This is a genomic window from Actinomycetota bacterium (assembly GCA_019347675.1).
GTDB lineage: Bacteria > Actinomycetota > Nitriliruptoria > Nitriliruptorales > JAHWKO01 > JAHWKW01.
Window position 1 is genome coordinate 1 of sequence record JAHWKW010000008.1, and the last position, 15,330, is coordinate 15,330.

The 15,330-nt window shown below is 70.2% G+C and carries 19 protein-coding genes and 1 pseudogene; 9 read left to right on the forward strand and 11 right to left on the reverse strand.

Annotated features, from left to right (window positions below; genetic code table 11):
* Positions 1–743 precede the first annotated feature (743 nt).
* The 5 genes and pseudogenes from KY462_06505 to KY462_06525 all read left to right on the forward strand — a co-directional run bounded on the left by KY462_06505 (position 744) and on the right by KY462_06525 (position 2,972).
* The gene (locus KY462_06505) at positions 744–1,190 is read left to right on the forward strand and encodes a hypothetical protein (GenBank protein MBW3577378.1); all 447 of its coding nucleotides are present in this window, start codon (positions 744–746) and stop codon (positions 1,188–1,190) included.
* Positions 1,171–1,764 carry a helix-turn-helix domain-containing protein gene (locus KY462_06510; GenBank protein MBW3577379.1) on the forward strand — a complete coding sequence of 198 codons (594 nt, stop codon included), beginning with the start codon at positions 1,171–1,173 and terminating at the stop codon, positions 1,762–1,764. The genes KY462_06505 and KY462_06510 overlap by 20 nt, the downstream gene beginning before the upstream one ends.
* Positions 1,761–2,201 (forward strand): hypothetical protein, encoded by a 441-nt coding sequence (locus KY462_06515; protein MBW3577380.1) that lies wholly within the window; start codon positions 1,761–1,763, stop codon positions 2,199–2,201. Before KY462_06510 ends, KY462_06515 begins: the two co-directional genes overlap by 4 nt.
* A gap of 131 nt (positions 2,202–2,332) precedes the next feature.
* A pseudogene (locus KY462_06520) lies at positions 2,333–2,419 on the forward strand (uracil-DNA glycosylase).
* A 22-nt stretch (positions 2,420–2,441) separates the two neighbouring features.
* Positions 2,442–2,972 carry a DinB family protein gene (locus tag KY462_06525; GenBank protein MBW3577381.1) on the forward strand — a complete coding sequence of 177 codons (531 nt, stop codon included), beginning with the start codon at positions 2,442–2,444 and terminating at the stop codon, positions 2,970–2,972.
* A gap of 15 nt (positions 2,973–2,987) precedes the next feature.
* Here KY462_06525 and KY462_06530 read toward each other — a convergent pair whose 3' ends face one another.
* The 11 genes from KY462_06530 to KY462_06580 all read right to left on the reverse strand — a co-directional run bounded on the left by KY462_06530 (position 2,988) and on the right by KY462_06580 (position 12,295).
* The gene (locus tag KY462_06530; GenBank protein ID MBW3577382.1) at positions 2,988–4,157 is read right to left on the reverse strand and encodes a sigma-70 family RNA polymerase sigma factor; all 1,170 of its coding nucleotides are present in this window, start codon (positions 4,155–4,157) and stop codon (positions 2,988–2,990) included.
* Between the two features lie 118 nt (positions 4,158–4,275).
* Positions 4,276–5,070 carry a carbon-nitrogen family hydrolase gene (locus KY462_06535; GenBank protein ID MBW3577383.1) on the reverse strand — a complete coding sequence of 265 codons (795 nt, stop codon included), beginning with the start codon at positions 5,068–5,070 and terminating at the stop codon, positions 4,276–4,278.
* Positions 5,070–5,624, reverse strand: a complete 555-nt coding sequence (locus tag KY462_06540) for a Fe-S cluster assembly protein HesB (GenBank protein MBW3577384.1) — start codon at positions 5,622–5,624, stop codon at positions 5,070–5,072. Before KY462_06540 ends, KY462_06535 begins: the two co-directional genes overlap by 1 nt.
* Before the next feature lie 138 nt (positions 5,625–5,762).
* Entirely contained in the window at positions 5,763–6,344 is a 582-nt protein-coding gene (locus tag KY462_06545; protein MBW3577385.1) for a redoxin domain-containing protein, read from the reverse strand.
* Between the two features lie 68 nt (positions 6,345–6,412).
* On the reverse strand, positions 6,413–7,186 hold the full coding sequence (locus KY462_06550; GenBank protein MBW3577386.1) for a hypothetical protein: 774 nt from the start codon (positions 7,184–7,186) through the stop codon (positions 6,413–6,415).
* Positions 7,183–7,659, reverse strand: a complete 477-nt coding sequence (locus KY462_06555; protein MBW3577387.1) for a cytochrome c-type biogenesis protein CcmH — start codon at positions 7,657–7,659, stop codon at positions 7,183–7,185. Before KY462_06555 ends, KY462_06550 begins: the two co-directional genes overlap by 4 nt.
* Complete coding sequence (locus KY462_06560; protein ID MBW3577388.1) at positions 7,652–9,640, reverse strand: heme lyase CcmF/NrfE family subunit; 1,989 nt, start codon at positions 9,638–9,640, stop codon at positions 7,652–7,654. Before KY462_06560 ends, KY462_06555 begins: the two co-directional genes overlap by 8 nt.
* Positions 9,637–10,071, reverse strand: coding sequence for a cytochrome c maturation protein CcmE (locus tag KY462_06565; protein MBW3577389.1), 435 nt, complete (start codon positions 10,069–10,071; stop codon positions 9,637–9,639). The genes KY462_06560 and KY462_06565 overlap by 4 nt, the downstream gene beginning before the upstream one ends.
* 159 nt (positions 10,072–10,230) lie before the next feature.
* Complete coding sequence (ccsA, locus tag KY462_06570) at positions 10,231–10,956, reverse strand: cytochrome c biogenesis protein CcsA (GenBank protein MBW3577390.1); 726 nt, start codon at positions 10,954–10,956, stop codon at positions 10,231–10,233.
* Entirely contained in the window at positions 10,953–11,696 is a 744-nt protein-coding gene (locus tag KY462_06575) for a heme exporter protein CcmB (protein MBW3577391.1), read from the reverse strand. The genes ccsA and KY462_06575 overlap by 4 nt, the downstream gene beginning before the upstream one ends.
* On the reverse strand, positions 11,693–12,295 hold the full coding sequence (locus KY462_06580; GenBank protein MBW3577392.1) for an ABC transporter ATP-binding protein: 603 nt from the start codon (positions 12,293–12,295) through the stop codon (positions 11,693–11,695). The genes KY462_06575 and KY462_06580 overlap by 4 nt, the downstream gene beginning before the upstream one ends.
* Before the next feature lie 342 nt (positions 12,296–12,637).
* Here KY462_06580 and KY462_06585 point away from each other — a divergent pair, with 342 nt between their 5' ends.
* The 4 genes from KY462_06585 (at position 12,638) to KY462_06600 (ending at position 15,285) form a co-directional block, all read left to right on the forward strand.
* The gene (locus KY462_06585) at positions 12,638–13,366 is read left to right on the forward strand and encodes a cytochrome c biogenesis protein CcdA (GenBank protein MBW3577393.1); all 729 of its coding nucleotides are present in this window, start codon (positions 12,638–12,640) and stop codon (positions 13,364–13,366) included.
* Positions 13,367–13,479: 113 nt separating this feature from the next.
* Positions 13,480–13,875: a BlaI/MecI/CopY family transcriptional regulator gene (locus tag KY462_06590; protein MBW3577394.1), complete on the forward strand. Its 396-nt coding sequence runs from the start codon at positions 13,480–13,482 to the stop codon at positions 13,873–13,875.
* On the forward strand, positions 13,868–14,641 hold the full coding sequence (locus tag KY462_06595; protein ID MBW3577395.1) for a M56 family metallopeptidase: 774 nt from the start codon (positions 13,868–13,870) through the stop codon (positions 14,639–14,641). The genes KY462_06590 and KY462_06595 overlap by 8 nt, the downstream gene beginning before the upstream one ends.
* A gap of 14 nt (positions 14,642–14,655) precedes the next feature.
* Positions 14,656–15,285, forward strand: coding sequence for a class I SAM-dependent methyltransferase (locus KY462_06600; GenBank protein MBW3577396.1), 630 nt, complete (start codon positions 14,656–14,658; stop codon positions 15,283–15,285).
* Positions 15,286–15,330: the final 45 nt, after the last annotated feature.

Consider the following 15,330-nt stretch of genomic DNA (forward strand, 5'->3'; position numbering starts at 1 on the left):
TCAGGCAACCAGGAGCGGTAGCACGGCGACGTACTGCGGCCAGTGCACACCTCATCAGCCTCAGTCCTTGACTCCTACCACTGGAGCAATCAAGAGGCTCGTGCTCGCGAACATGCCTGTGGATAACTCCACGAGCTCGTCGCACACGGCCCGTACCGTAGGAGGGCGAAGCACATCAGTGCAACTACGTCGACGTAGTTCTTGCGAAAGGCCAGGTCATGTCGACAGTCGCAACTCTCCAGCGCGTCCTCGTCCGTCTCATCTGCGGCCGGTGCCGTCATGAGTGGGAACTCTGCGTCCCGGTCTCGGCGGCGGTTCCCCGTCCGATCCAGTGCAGCCCCCGCGGCGGGCCGGCCCCGGGAGCGGGTTCGCCCGCGGGCCTTCACTGTCCTGCCTGCCGTTGCTCATGCGATCTCGATGAAGGCGACCTCCGTCGACGCGTCGAGGAGGAGCTGCGCCGCGGTCGCGGCCGGCATGTTCGTGACGGTGCGGTCGTCATCGATTGCCGCTGACACCGAATCGCCGCGCACTCGCGGCCGCGCTGCGAACCGACCGCGCTCCCGCCGTCCCGTCCTGGCGCTCAAATGGATCCGGCACGCCAGCGGGTTGAGTTCACTTGACTGCACTTGCGGGGCGGCGGGGAACGCGCCATGCCGAGCAGGTAACTACATCTTTGTAGGCTCGCACACCGCACGGGAAGCGCACAACCGTTAAGTTGTGGGGGTAGTATGCCGTTACCTGAGGTGGACAGCACCACCGGGAACCTGCCTGAAGGTGACCATGTCGCCACATGGGACGAGCTTGACGAGCGGTTCGGCGTCGACCCTCGGCGCCGGCGCCGCCTTCGGGATCTGCGTGTCGTTCTGGATGACCTGGTCTGGCCGAGCGGCTCCGGGCGCGTCTGGATCGATGGCTCTTTCATCACCTTGATCGACTACCCCGAAGCAGGGAGGCCCAGAGACATCGACGTCTGTTACGAAGCTGTTCTCGGCCACGATCCGCTGAACTGGACAGACGCTCGACGTCAGACCCTATGGAAGCGCCGGAAAGTGGACTTGATGCCTTCGTACACGACGACCAACCGCTTCGACCGTACGCCAATCCTGGACAGGTTCAGGGTCGACGAAGAGGGCCGCGCGCGCGGCACCGTCGTGCTTCTCAACGAGCTGGATGGGGGTCAAGATGATTAAGAACGACCAGCAGCATCAGCGGGCCGAGCGCGACGCCGATGAACTGCGCAAGCTCCTAGAGGACGACGCGCTTCATCCGCAACAGAAGCCGGCTATCCAAGGTGAGCTGACTCGCATCGAAGCCGACATCGAGCGATACGCAGCTGTGCGTATGCGCCTGCAGCAAGAGTTCCACGTTGACGACATCGGAGATCTCGCTGACGTCCTCGTGCTGGCCAGGATCGCAAGAGGCGTGACGCAAAGCGAACTCGCTGATGAGCTCGGGGTCAGCCAGCAGCAAGTAGGCAAGGACGAGAACGGCGGCTACCACACAGCAAGCCTGACTCGGCTCAGCGACGTGCTGGATGCGCTCGACTACGACGTCGATCTAACCGTTCGACCAGCAGATTCGACCGACGTGGCGAAGCTCTGGCTGGCTGCGGAGGACTCGTTGGGTACGACTGCAGACGAGCGGCAGAGACTGCGGGTCCAGGTAGTGGGCGAGGTGCGGCAGCGTTCGAGTGCGACAACCGACTCCTCCACGAGCGGGCTCCGCTTGCGGTCGCAGCGCGCCGACTTCAAGGTCGATGCATGAGAACACTCGAACGGTTCTCGGGGACTGTGTTGTTGTGCGACGCGGCGCATGGCGACCGCGGGAAACTCCACGTGCTCGGCGCGGGCTGGACCCAGACTGGGCCAGATGCCGACCGGATCAGCGCCATAGTGAACGTTCAGGTCCCGCCCGAGACCGACACCGAAGTGAGGGTCCAGCTGTTGATTTGGAGGCGTGATCCATTCAACAACGATGGGCGACCTGACGCCGAGGCCGAGATCGTTGCGCTGATGGAACACGAGTCAACCGAGGAGGCGCCACCGTCCTGGCAGCTCTTGGCTCCCATCTCCGTACCCGTACGCTTGAGGCCGGCAACGGCTTACGTGGTCGAGCTCCGAGCGAACAAAACGTCGCTCGCCTTCGTCACATTCGCCACCCGCGACTATGAGCCCGACGTCCCAGGTGGAGAGGACCGCTAGATGCCACTTGGCGGGACACGTTCGCGCCTCGAGCCCTCTGGCTGTCAGCGTGGCTGTCACCCAAGATCCCTACCGGCTCAAGCGCGTCCGGGTCGGCGCACACGGCAGTCTTGGAGCGAGATGATGTCGTCAGCCAGCAGAACACGTTCACGGGGAAGCTGACCGAGGAGATGCTCGACGCGGTGTTCGACCGCGCGCGGCAGATCCTGGCGAGTTGATGCCGCCGATACGTTGGACCCCATGGAGACCAGCGCGATCCTGACGGACGCCTTCGAGCGCATCCGTGAGGGTGTGCGGCGGGTCACCGACGGGCTCGACGCCGACGCTCTCGCCTACCGCCCCGACGCCGACGCCAACTCGATCGCCTGGCTGATCTGGCACTCCACCCGGATCCAAGACGATCACGTGTCGGAGATCGCCGGGCGTGACCAGGCTTGGGTCGCCGACGGCTGGGCGGATCGCTTCGACCTACCCTCCGATCCGACTGACACGGGATACGGTCACAGCTCCCAGCAAGTCGGTGCCGTCCGCCCGGACGGACCGGACCTGCTCGTCGCCTACCACGAGGGCGTGGCACAGCGCACATTCCAGTACCTGGACACGATCGACGCTGCAGAGCTCGATCGGATCATCGACCGCCGGTGGGACCCGCCAGTGTCGGTCGGAGTGCGTCTGGTCAGCGTGATCAGCGACCAGATGCAGCACGTCGGCCAAGCTGCCTACGTCCGCGGGCTGCTGCAACGTCTGACGTCTTCGAGCGGCTCAGGTTGACCGGGTCGCAGTGCGTCAGTTCGGGCCGATGTCGGTGCCCTCGAGCAGTCCCCTCAGCCGGAACGCGCGGGCGGGGTGGCGCAGCTTGGTCAGCGTTTTCTTCTCGATCTGCCGGATCCGCTCACGGGTGAGACCGAACTGCTCACCGATCTCCTCGAGGGTGTGTTCCTCGCCGTCCATCATCCCGAAGCGCCACATCAGCACGGCGCGTTCGCGGGCGTCGAGGGCCGACAGCGCCGCCGCGACCTCCGCCTGGGTGAACACCGACGTCGCCGACTTGGACGGGTCGATCGCTTCCTCGTCGGCGACGAGCTCGCCCAAGGTTGCGTCGCCGTCCTCACCAACCGGCGTGTCGAGGGAGGTGACGTCCTGGGCGGCCTGACGGATCTCGCGTAGTCGCTCCACGCTCATGTCCAGCTCGGCCGCCACCTCGTCCTCGTGTGGTTCACGGCCCAGCTGCTGCAGCAGATCCAGCTCCACGAAGCGGATCTTGCCCAGCGTCTCGAACACGTGGGCAGGCAGCCGCACGGTACGGGCCTTGTCCGCCAACCCGCGCTGCAGCGCCTGTCGGATCCACCATGTGGCGTAGGTCGAGAACTTGTAGCCCTTGGTGTGGTCGAACTTCTCCACCGCCCGGATCAGCCCGAGGTTGCCCTCCTGGATCAGCCCGAGAAGGTCCAGCCCACGGCCCCGGTACTTGCGAGCGTTGGACACGACCAGCCGCAGGTTGGCGCGGATCATGTGGTCCTTGGCGTTCGCACCGTCACGCATGATCGACAGGAGCATCGCCTTGCGTCGCGGGACGAGCTTCATCCCTCCCCTCACGATGCGGCTGGCGTGCAGGCCGGCCTGGTACCGCTTGGCGAGGTTGACCTCGTCCTCGGCGGTGAGCAGGTCGGTGCGGCCGATCTCGTTGAGGTACTGGCGGATGGGATCCGACGAGGCGCTCATCGGCTGCGCCTCGGGCCGTTCGGCTCCGATCTCTGATTCCGACAGGTCGTCGACGACCTGCAGGCCCCGGTCCCGGACGCTCTGGGCCATCTCCTCCACCCAGGACTCCGGTTGGGTCAGCGGATCGTGCAGCTCGTGCAGCTCTGACAGCAGGACGTAGCCCCGACCTGCGGCCCGTTCGAGCAGTTCCGCCAGTGCAGCGACCTCGATGATGGTGGAGTCCACGGCTTCCATCCTGGCTCCTCAGGAGGAGGCGCGGAGGACCGCGACGGTCACCCGCGTCTGGGATGTTCTCTCGGCTGGTGCGCTGGCCAACGTGCGTTCCCCAGTGAAGGTTCCGTCGTGGCGTCCTTCAGGTCAACCAGGCAGCGTCGGCGCTGGCAGGCCCCTGCCGCTCCTGCAGCAGGGGGAAGCGCTCCCGCGCCTCCTGGACGCTGGCCGGATCGACACGGGCCATGACCAACGTCTCACCACCGCTCGCGGCTGCCAGCACCTCACCCCACGGGTCGACCACCAGGGTATCGCCTACGTAGGACAGGTCGTTGCCGTCGCGGCCGACGCGGTTGACGCCCAGCACGTACGCCTGGTTCTCGATGGCGCGTGCCCGGAGCAGCGTCGTCCAGTGTGTACGGCGGACTTCGGGCCAGTTCGCCGGGACCAGGTACAGGTCGGTCGTGAGCGCCGTCTCCCAGAAATCCCCGGCGAAGCGCAGGTCGTAGCAGACGAACAGGGTGGCGCGGAACCCACCGACCTCGACGGTGACCGGGCCGTCGCCGGCGGCGTAGTGCTCACCCTCGCCGCTGGCCGTGAACGTGTGCATCTTGCGGTAGCGGTGCAGGCGTCCGTCGGGCGCAGACAGCACGAACGTGTTGAAGGGACGGGACGCCCCAGCGGGGCGCTCGGGCACCGACCCTCCGACCCACATCCCGTGGATCATGGCCTGTTCGCGCAGGAAGCTGGCGCTGGGCCCATCGACGGGTTCGGCGATGCGGTCGGTCGCCATGGAGAAGCCCGTGGAGAACAGCTCCGGCAGGACCAGCAGCCGGACCCCTGCTGCGGCCGCGCGGCCGATCTCCGGCCGCAACCGCTCGAAGTTCGCCCCTCGGTCCTCCCAGACCGTGTCGCACTGCAAGCCACCGATCAACATCACCGCGCCTTGTGCCGCCGCTTCCACTCCCGTACGACCTGCACCGCCTCCGGCGAGTCGATGTCGGCCACCGACCGTGGCTGCTCGTCGGAGTACGGGGCGGCGGCCTCGCGCCAGCCGGGCGGGGCGGTCCCCAACCGCTTCCCGAGCACCGCGAGCAGGATCCTGGCTTTCTGGTCGCCGTACCCAGGCAGGGTGGTCAAGCGGTGCAGCACCTGGGCTCCGCTGTCCGCCGCCGACCAGATGCGTGCCGCGTCACCGCCGTAGTGCTCGACGAGGTGCGCGCACAGGTCCCGGGTACGGCGAGCCATCGACGCGGGGAAGCGGTGCAAGGCGGGCTTCTGTGCGAAGACCGCCTCGATCTCTTCGTCGCTCATGGCCGCGACCCGCTCGGCGACGAGTTCGCCGCCGAGCCGCTCACGCAGCCGGTAGGGCGCGGCGAACGCCCGCTCCATCGGGACCTGCTGGTCCAACAACATTCCAATGACGAGTGCCAGCGGGTCCTCGCCCAGCAGCCGGTCGACATCGGGATCGCCGGTGACGTGCAGTCCCATAGCCGCAGGCTAACGGAGAAGCAAGAGGGGGGCAGCGGCCGCGTGATGCCACGACCTGGGCGACGAACGAAGACGCTTGAGGCCGTGGCCGGTCTCAGCTCAGCGGGTGAGACGCGAACTCCCGGCGCACAGGGCTACTCAGCCGTCGCGTCCCTGCCAGAGCGCTCCTCCGGTCTTGCTGCCGGGCTGCTCGCCGACGAGGACAGCGTCCAGGGTCGCGCTGAGCGTGGGGTAGTCCGTCTTGCCGAGGACCTTCGCCGCCACGACGCCGTCGGTGTCGATGAAGAAGGTCTCGGGTATGCCGAACAGGCCGAACGCGATGGCCGCGCGTGAGCCCGGGTCTTCGAGGTGGTCGTAGCCCCGCCCGAGCTCGTCGAGGAAGCCGATCGCTTGCTCGCGGCGGTCCTGGTAGACGATGCCGATGAACGTGACGCCGCGGTGTTCGTAGGCAGCGGCGGCGGCGACGAGGTCGGCGTGCTCCTCGCGGCACGGGACGCACCAGGACGCCCAGAAGTTGACGACCACGACCTGTCCACGCAGGTCCGCGAGCGCCAGTTGGCCGTCGCGTTCCAGGTAGGGCAACGTGACGTCTGGGGCGGGGCGACCGATCAGCGGGGAGTCGACGGTGGTCGGGTCGGTGCCGAACCGGGTGCCGAAGGCCGCGGCCACGGCGATGGTCACGACAACACCGCCCAGGGCCAACCACCGGGGCCAGCGCACGCCGGAGTCGACCCCCTCGACCGGAGGTTCGCCGTCGTCGGCGTGGTTTCGCTTCAGCGACCCGTCGGTCACCGCCCCTTCTCCTGCCGCGCCTGGGCCAGCAGCGCTTCGACGACCGCGCGGTTGTCGGCGCCGAGGTCGTCGCGGGCGAGGAGTTCCTCGGCGATCGCGCCGGCCGCAGCGGCGTCCCCGCGTCCGTGCAGCGCCACGTACGCGCTCAGCCACAGCGTCTCGATGTCGTCGGGTTCGCGTTGCAGGCTGGCGTCGAGCAGCTGCTCGGCGAGCTCGACCTGACCGTCGAGGAACACCAGCCACCCGGTCCTGGCGAGGGCCTTGGGGTGGGGTTCGATGTCGAGCACCGCCCGGTAGTGCTCGAACGCCGCTGCCAGGTCGTCCTCGGCGAGGTAGCGGTCGGCGAGCAGCAGCCGCATCCCGACCACGCCGGGGTTGTCGGCGACGACCTCCTCCAGCGCCTCGATCGGGATGGCCGCGACGTCGGGGCTGCCGACCTGCGTGCCGGTGACGAAACCCCCGTCGGGCCGATCAAGCGCGAAGCGTGGCACCGCCAGCGCCGTCGCGACGACTGCGCCAACCAGCACCCCGCCTGTCATCCAGCGTCGCCGGCGGCCGCCGGTGGCGACCGGACCTCGCGCAGGCGGTTTCTGCTCGGCGGCGGCCTCGAGCGCGTCGAGGACCTCGGCGACCTCCCCCGTGTACAGCTCCCGGAGGGCGGTGGCGGTGGCCGGGTCGATCTCGCCGTCGGCGACCTGACGTTCGACGTCGGCGAGGTCACGCAGCGCCTGCCGCTTGCGCTCCTCGAGGCGCCTGATGCCGGCGCTCATCGCACGCCCTGTTCGCCGTCGTCGAGCTCGGCGAGTGCACGCGCCACCGCAGCGCGTCGCTCTGGGGTCAGCTCCACGTGCGGCCGACGGCGGTGCGACGTGACGCGGGCCACGACGAGGATCCCGGCGATGAGCACCGCCCCGGGCAGGACCCACAGCAGCGCGCTGGACCGGGTGAAGGGCGGGGCGAGGAGGATCCACTGCCCGTAGCCGTCGACGAACTCCTGGAGCACCTCGGCGTCGGACCTGCCGTCGGCGACGAGCTCCGCGATGCGTGCCCGCATCTGGCGGGCGGTCTCCGACGGGGAGTCGGCCACGGACTCGCTCTGACAGACGGGGCAGCGCAGCTGCGACGCGAGCTCGTGCACCCGGTCGGGTTCACGCGCGTCGGCCGTGAGCAGGCCGACGACGATGCCAGCCGCCAGCACGAGCGCCGCACCGGTCGTCGCCAGCCGCCGGACCCTGTCAGACACGGGTGCCCACCTCCTGGCTCGCCTCGGCGACACGGGTGGCGGTGGGCGGGGGGTCGCGCCGCCGGCGGCCGCCGGCCAGCGCCCACAACCCCCCGGCGGCGACCACCACGCCGCCGATCCACAGCATCCACTGCAGCGGGTACCGGTAGAGGTTGAGGGTCACCTCGTCGGTGCCCATCGCGGCGACCGACGCGTACAGGTCACCGGCGAACGTGGAGCGCACCGACGGGGTCCCGATCGGCTGGGCGCGTTGCCGGTACTCGTTGATCCGCGGCTCGAGCATCCCCGTCGGGGTGCCGCCCCGCGACACGTCGACCCGAGCCGCGACCACCGACCGGTGGGGCTCCTCCCAGCGGGCGATCTCGTCGAGGTGCAACTCGAACCCGGCGAAGTCCACCGAACTCCCCTGCGTGAGCGTCACCGTCGACCGCTCCGCCAGCCCGCCGGACAGCGCGATCGCGAACGCCACCAGCGCCACCCCCACGTGGGACAGTTGACCGCCCCAGTACCCGGGGTTGCCGCGCAGCACGCGCACGACCGCGACGTGCCCGCCAGCGGGGTGGCGTGCGGCGGCTGCTGACAGCTGCCGAGCGACGGCGGCCAGGACCGCTGCGGTGAACCCGCCGACGACGACCACGGATGCGACGCCTGCGGTGAACGCCAGCACGGCCGCCGCACCGAGCCCGGCGACGACCGGGATGCGCAGCCGTTCACGCACGAGCGAACCGGCTGCGACGCGGTACGGCAGCAGCGGCCCCACCCCCATGGTCAGCAGCAGCGCGAACGCGATCGGGACCGTGAACCGATCGAAGAACGGTCGACCCACCGACAGCTGCGCGCCGCTGGCTGCCTCGACCAGCACCGGGTAGGTCGTGCCGATGAGGACGACGAACGTGAACACCGCCAGCAGGAGGTTGTTGACGAGGAAGGCGCCTTCGCGGCTGGCGATCGACTCAAGGCGCGGCGTCGACGCGACGAGGTGCGCGCGGGCGGCGAACAACGCCAGGGAGGCGACGAGCACGACGGCGAGGAAGGCCAGCAGCACGGGGCCCACGGCCGACTGGGTGAAGCTGTGCACCGAGCTCACCACGCCCGACCGGGTCAGGAACGTGCCCAAGATCGTGAGGGCGAACGTCGCGACGATCAGGGAGATGTTCCAGGCCTGCAGGACGCCACGGCGCCGCTGCGCGACCGCGGAGTGGATGAAGGCGGTGGCGGTCAGCCACGGCAGCAGCGACGCGTTCTCCACCGGATCCCACGCCCAGTAACCACCCCAGCCGAGCACCTCGTAGGACCACCACGCGCCGAACACGATCCCGGCGGTCAGGAACGTCCACGCGACCAGGCTCCACCGCCGGCTGCGTTCCACCCAGGCGCAACCGCCCTCCCCGAGCGCGAGCGCGCCGATCGCCAGACCGAACGGGACGGTCCAGCCGACGAACCCGACGTACAGCAGCGGCGGGTGGATCAGCATGAACGCGTGGTTCTGCAGCAGCGGGTTGGGACCGGGGCCGTCGGCCGGGACAACGTCGAGGACGGTGAAGGGGTTGGCGGCGGTCGCCATCAGCCCGAAGAAGAACACCGCCACCGCCCCGGCGACCGCGAGCGCCGCCGCGCCGACGCGGTCACCGTCACGCACCGTCCTCCACAGCAAGGCCGTCATCGCAGCCAGCACCAGCCCCCACAGCACGATGCTGCCCTCCAGCGCCGCCCAGGCGGTGGCGACCTTGAACGCCACCGGCGTGGCCCGGGCGCTGTTGCGGGCGACGTACTCCAGCGAGAAGTCGTCGGTCAGGATCGCCCACTCGAGCGCGCCCATGGCGATGACGGCGCCGGCGAGGACGCCGAACACGGCCAGGCGGAGGCGTGGATGTGCGCGGACGCCTCCACGGGCCGCCCTGATCGCCTCGAACACCAGCAGCGCAGCCGCCGTGGCGGCGAGGGCGACACCCGCCGAGCCGGCGGCGGCGGCCACGTTCATCGGCTGGCACCGTCAGCGGGGGCTGCGTCGGCGGCAGGCGTGCGCGAGGGGCAGTGGCGCTCCTCGCGCTCGGGTGCGCAGTACTGCTCGTCGTGCTTGATCATCATCGTGTCCGACGCGAAGCGTCCCTCGTCCCACGACCCCTCGAGCACCACGTCGATGCCGGACCGGAACAGCTGCGGCGGCGCGCCAGTGTGCACGACCTCGATCGTCGTCACACCGTCGGTCATCGAGAACGCCGCGCCGGCGGCGGTGGGACGCACGCTGTCTTCCACGACATGCCCGGCGAGACGGAACCGCCGCTGATCGCCGAACTGTCCCTGCCTGTCCACGGCCTCGCTGGTCGTGAGGTAGTAGACGAGGTTGCCCCGGAGGTCACCGAACGCCAGGACGACGAACAGCACGGCGGCGACGCCGACCGCGGGAATCAGGAACGCCCGATGGGCGACCCTGCCGCCGCGCGCGCGTTTGATCACGGCTCGGGGCTCACAACCCGGCGAGCGGCGTTGCGCGCCCGCCGGCCGAGCGCGGCCGCGTACGCGCCGAGGCACACGTACGTCGTGGCGTATCCCACGGCGACCCACGACCAATCACCCATCGACGGCGCCTTCCAGACGTGGCGCGATCACCGCATCACCCGCGAGCGGGGCGTGCCGGTCGGTGTGGGCATCCGCCTCCGCTTCAAGGCGGGCAACCGCAGCGCGACGGCGGACGAGCGCGGCGTACACCGCGGTGAACGCGGCGACGTTGACCAGCAGCGCCATCAGCATGTCGTGATCCATCGTCGGATGCTGGTCGGGTCTGAGCACGGTCGGCGGCTGGTGCAGGGTCCGCCACCACACCACGGACATGTGGACGATCGGTACCTGCACGAACGCGACGACGCCGAGGATCGCCGAGCGTCGCGCCCGCGTCTCCGGGTCGGCCACCGCCCGTCGCAGTGCGAGGTACCCCAGGTAGACGATGAACAGCAACGCCGTGGTCACCAGGCGTGCGTCCCACGTCCACCAAACCCCCCAGATCGGCTTTCCCCACAGCGAGCCGAGCGCGATCGCCAGACCCGTGAACACCACCCCGACCTCCGCCGACGATGCGGCGAGCCGATCCCACCGGCGCCGGCGCGACACCAACCACCCGACGCTGCCCACCAGCGTGACCGCGAAGGCGAGGTAGGCGACCCAGGCCGCTGGGACGTGGACGTACATGAGCCGTTGGACGTCGCCCTGCAGCCGATCGGGTGGGGCGCCCATCGCGAGCACGAAGCCGATCGCGACCAGCGCGACCGCGACGATATCGAACGTGTGGCGGCGGATCATCGGGGTGACTCCTCGAGGGTCCGGGAGGCGGCGACGAGCGCGACGAGCACGACCAGATCGGATGCGACGGCCAGCAGGAGCCACCCTGTCGGCGGCTGGCTGTGCGCGGCAGCCTGTTGGGCCTGGGTGGCGGCGATCAGCAGTGGGACGGCGAGTGGCACCACGAGCACCGGAACCAAGCTCGCGCGCTGATCCACCCCGTCGGCCAGTGCGCCGGCGACGGTGCCCAGGACCGCGAGGCCGACCGCGACGAGGGGGACAAGGGCCGCCAGCCACGCCCATCCGTCGAGCGCCGGGTCGTAGAACGCCACGGCGACGGGAGCAAGCCCGACCGCGAACACCACGAGCAGCACCGTGCTCGCCGCCGCGCGAGCCAGCAGCGGCGCGAGCGGGTCCACCCCCAGCAGGTCGAGCAGATCCTGGTGGGCCGCGCTGCGGGTGGAGGTGTGCCGGACGGCCAGAAGGGCCCCGAACAGCAGCACGATCGCCCAGTACAGGCCCGGACCCAGGCTGCGAAGCAGCGGGACGTCGGCTCCGACCGCGAGGGGCACGATCAGCAGCGCTGTCGCGCCGAACGGCACGACCATCAGCAGCGCCTCACCGGAGCGGCGTTCGGCACGCAGATCCGTGCGGGTCAGCTCGCGGACCTGGCGCCAGAAGGACACCTCCCGACGCGGTCGCGACGCTGCGACGGGATCCGCAGCGCGTTTGCCCCGAGGGCGGACACCCGCACCGGTCATCGGCTGACGTCCCCGGGGTCGCGCAGGCGTCCGTCGACGAGCTCCACGGTCCGGTCGACCGCGCCGTCGAGGCGGCGAGGATCGTGGGACACGACCAGCGCCGCGCCGCCGTCAGCGCAGACCGTGCGGATGATCTGGGTGACGAGCTCCACGGAGGAGGAGTCCAGACCGCTGTGTGCCTCGTCCAGTAGGAGAAGTCGCGGCTCGGTGATGAGCACCCGTGCGAGTTCAGCCCTCTGCACCATGCCGTGCGAGCAGCGATCGGCCCGGCGTTCACCGGCCGCACCCAGCCCGACCGTCTCCAACGCCGCGTCCACCGTGGCGTCGGGGCGACCGCGCAGGCGCGCCACCAGCCGCAAGTGCTCGCGGAGCGTCAGTTGCGGATGCACCGACGGGTCGTGACCGACGAGCGCGATGTCGGGTCGCACGCGCCGGCGTTCATCGCTGCGAACGTCCGCGCCGAGCACCCAGCCCGCGCCCGAGGCCGGCGCGAGCAGCGTGGCTGCGACGCGCAGCAGGGTCGTCTTCCCGGAGCCGTTGGCGCCCCTGAGCCCCACCGCCTCACCCGGGCGCAGGCTGAGGGAGACGTCGCGCAGCACGCTGGCCCTGCCCAGTGTCACGCTCACGCCACGCAGCAGCAGCGGCACGACGCGCCCGCTGGCGGTCGCTGCAGGCGGCGTCGTCCCCGTTTCGGCGGCGGGGAGGGCGACGTTGACGAAAAGCACCACAGCCTCGCGACGGGGACCACGACGTATACGACGTGCTCGTAGTGCAGGGATGGTAGAACGTGACCGAACAACACGCGACCCGGGCACCGGGCAGCGCGCTCGCGACGCCACCCGCTCACTCCTACCATGCCGTAGCACCAACCAGCCTCCGACCTTCTGGCCGTTCCCGCGCACGTCCTGCACGATCCGGACCGACCGACCATGTGAGATCCGGTGGAACTGTTCGCGCTGGCCTCCCTCGCGCTTGTCGCGGGCATCGTGTCGTTCACCGCGCCATGCATGCTGCCGCTGCTGCCGGGCTACGTGTCCTACGTCACCGGTCTGACCTCGCCGGGGGACCACCCGACCGATCGCCGACGGCGACTGCTGGTGGGCACCGCACTGTTCGCCGCCGGGTTCACCCTCGTGTTCACCGCGATGGGCGCCACCGCCTCGGCGTTGGGATGGTTCCTCGCGCGCAACTCCCTGTGGTTCGACCGGCTGGCCGGGGCGGTCATCATCGTGATGGGGCTGGCCTTCGCCGGCGTCCTGAGGCTGCCGCTGCTGATGCGCGAGGCGCGCCTCGACCTGTCTCGCTTCGCGCGCGGACCGCGTGGCGCGGCGCCGCTCGGCGCCGCCTTCGCCCTGGGGTGGACGCCCTGCGTCGGGCCGGTGCTCGCTGGGATCCTCGCGACAGCCGCCACGGAGGCGACCCTGGGGCGCGGCGTGCTGCTGCTCGCCGCCTACTCCGCCGGGCTGACCATCCCGTTCGTATGGCTGGCGTTCGGCGTCCAGCGCGGCGCCGTGCGGCTGCGGTGGATCAAGGAGCACGGACGCCACGTCGAGATCGCGGGAGGCCTGCTGCTGGTTGCCATGGGCATCGCGATCGCAACGGGCGGCTGGGCGCAGCTGATGAGCCGGATGCTCACGTGGTACGCCCGGTTGGGGTGGCCGCCGATCTGAGCCGACTCACCGCCGAACACGGCGAGCGGTGCTACTGGTCGGTAGTATCCGCGCCGGCGCTCACGACCGGAGCACGCATGGCGCGAGGACGACCCCGCCGATCACGTCCGGCCGTGGAGGACCTTCTCGGACCGCTCGAAGCCGAATGCATGCGGGCGCTGTGGAAGCACGAGGCCGCGACCGTCTCCAGCGTGCTGGCGACCGTGAACGAGCGTCACGATCCCGAACTCGCGTACACCACGGTCATGACCGTGCTCTCCCGGCTCCACGACAAGGGGTACGCGACCCGCGAGCGCGAGGGACGCTCCTACACCTACCAACCAGCCTTCAACGAGCGGGAGCTCGTCCAGCTGCTCAGTCGTCGGGACGTCGACGCGCTGGTTGACCGCTACGGCCAGGCCGCGCTCGCCCAGTTCGCCGACGCCTTGCGCCGCGCCGACCCCGATCTGCTCCGGCGGGCCGCAGAGGTCGCCTCCGGTGGGCACCAGGAGGGCAGCGACGGTGCCTGAGGCCCGCGCTCGTCGACGGGTGCTGGCTGCGCTCATCGCGCTCCTGGTCGTCGCCTGCCTGTCGGCGGTCATCGTGACGTCACCGCCGGTGGCTGCGGCGGCCGGGGCCCTCGGGGGCACAACCCTCGCCGTGTTCGTGATCCGTGCGTGGCGCCACGGGCGACTGGCCCGGGCCTTCACGGCCGCGAGCACCCCCGGCGCCGTCGATGGCGTGGCGGTGCGCTGGTTGCCCTTCGATGCGGCCGCGGCGGTGGCAGGCCTGCGGCGTCCGAACGTGTTCTGCCATCCGTCGCTTCGAGGGGCGCTCAACGCCGATGAGCTGCGCGCCGTGGTGCTGCACGAGCGTCACCATCAGCTCCAGCGCGATCCCCTCCGCCTCGTCGCTCTCGACACGGTCGCTCCCCTGGTGACCCTCGTGCCTGGCGGGCGGCGGTGGCTCGAGGATCGTCGCGCGGCGATCGAGATCGCGGCCGACGCGTACGCGCTGGGCCGCGGCACGTCGAGGCGCGACCTCATCCGTGCCCTGCTCACGGTCGGCCACGGCCCATCCCCGGACGGGGCGGCCGGCTTCGCCCCCGCCATCGACCAGCGGCTCCGCGCCCTCGTGGAGGTCGGCACCGACGAACCGGGAGCGACCGACCGACACAGCCGTCCCGTGCGGCTCTCTTTGGGCGTGGCCGTCGTCGTGGCGGTGTGCGTGGTGGGCGTCGCCCATCATCTGGTGGCGGCGGGGACGACCATCGGCTGCGTGTGGTCCGGCTGCTGACGGTGAACGCCCGCTTGTCCGAGCTCGACACATCGACTGCGCGCGTCCGAGACCTCTACGACCGCGCCGCCAGCCGCTACGACACCATGATCGCGTTCTGGGAACGCATTCTCTTCCGCGGCGGGCGTGAGTGGGTCTGCGGTCAGGCACACGGCGACGTGCTCGAGTTCGCGGTCGGCACCGGGCGCAACCTGGCCCTGTACTCCTCGGCCTCGTCTGTCGTCGGCATCGACGTCAGCGAAGAGATGCTCGACGTCGCCAGGGCTCGGGCGGCGGACCTCGCCCTCGACGTTGAGCTGCGGGCCGGCGACGCGCAAGCGCTCGAGTTCGCCGACGGCTCGTTCGACACCGTGGTGTCGACCCTGTCGTTGTGCAGTATCCCCGACGAGCAGCAGGCTCTGGCGGAGTCCTACCGGGTCCTCAAGCCCGGCGGTGTGCTGCTGCTCCTCGAACACGTCGGCAGCCCGGTCACCGTGATCCGCGCCGGACAGCGGCTGCTGGAGCCGTTGTTCGTCCGCCTGCTCTGCGACCACCTGACGCGCGAGCCGCTCGAGTCCGTCCCGCGGGCCGGGTTCGTGCTCGACCATGTCGAACGGCGCAGGCTGGGCATCGTCGAGCTGCTCCGCGCGCGCAGACCTGGATGAGCCCTACGCATCTCCGTCATCGCAAACACGGCGACCGCCCGTCGT

Bases quoted from the DNA above. Each gene is read 5' to 3' on its own strand.
- KY462_06560 (MBW3577388.1), bottom strand. From the start codon at position 9,640: ATGAACGTGGCCGCCGCCGCCGGCTCGGCGGGTGTCGCCCTCGCCGCC.
- KY462_06575 (MBW3577391.1), bottom strand. From the start codon at position 11,696: ATGACCGGTGCGGGTGTCCGCCCTCGGGGCAAACGCGCTGCGGATCCC.
- KY462_06510 (MBW3577379.1), top strand. From the start codon at position 1,171: ATGGGGGTCAAGATGATTAAGAACGACCAGCAGCATCAGCGGGCCGAG.
- KY462_06530 (MBW3577382.1), bottom strand. From the start codon at position 4,157: ATGGAAGCCGTGGACTCCACCATCATCGAGGTCGCTGCACTGGCGGAA.
- KY462_06525 (MBW3577381.1), top strand. From the start codon at position 2,442: ATGGAGACCAGCGCGATCCTGACGGACGCCTTCGAGCGCATCCGTGAG.
- ccsA (MBW3577390.1), bottom strand. From the start codon at position 10,956: ATGATCCGCCGCCACACGTTCGATATCGTCGCGGTCGCGCTGGTCGCG.
- KY462_06540 (MBW3577384.1), bottom strand. From the start codon at position 5,624: ATGGGACTGCACGTCACCGGCGATCCCGATGTCGACCGGCTGCTGGGC.
- KY462_06550 (MBW3577386.1), bottom strand. From the start codon at position 7,186: ATGAGCGCCGGCATCAGGCGCCTCGAGGAGCGCAAGCGGCAGGCGCTG.
- KY462_06515 (MBW3577380.1), top strand. From the start codon at position 1,761: ATGAGAACACTCGAACGGTTCTCGGGGACTGTGTTGTTGTGCGACGCG.
- KY462_06535 (MBW3577383.1), bottom strand. From the start codon at position 5,070: ATGTTGATCGGTGGCTTGCAGTGCGACACGGTCTGGGAGGACCGAGGG.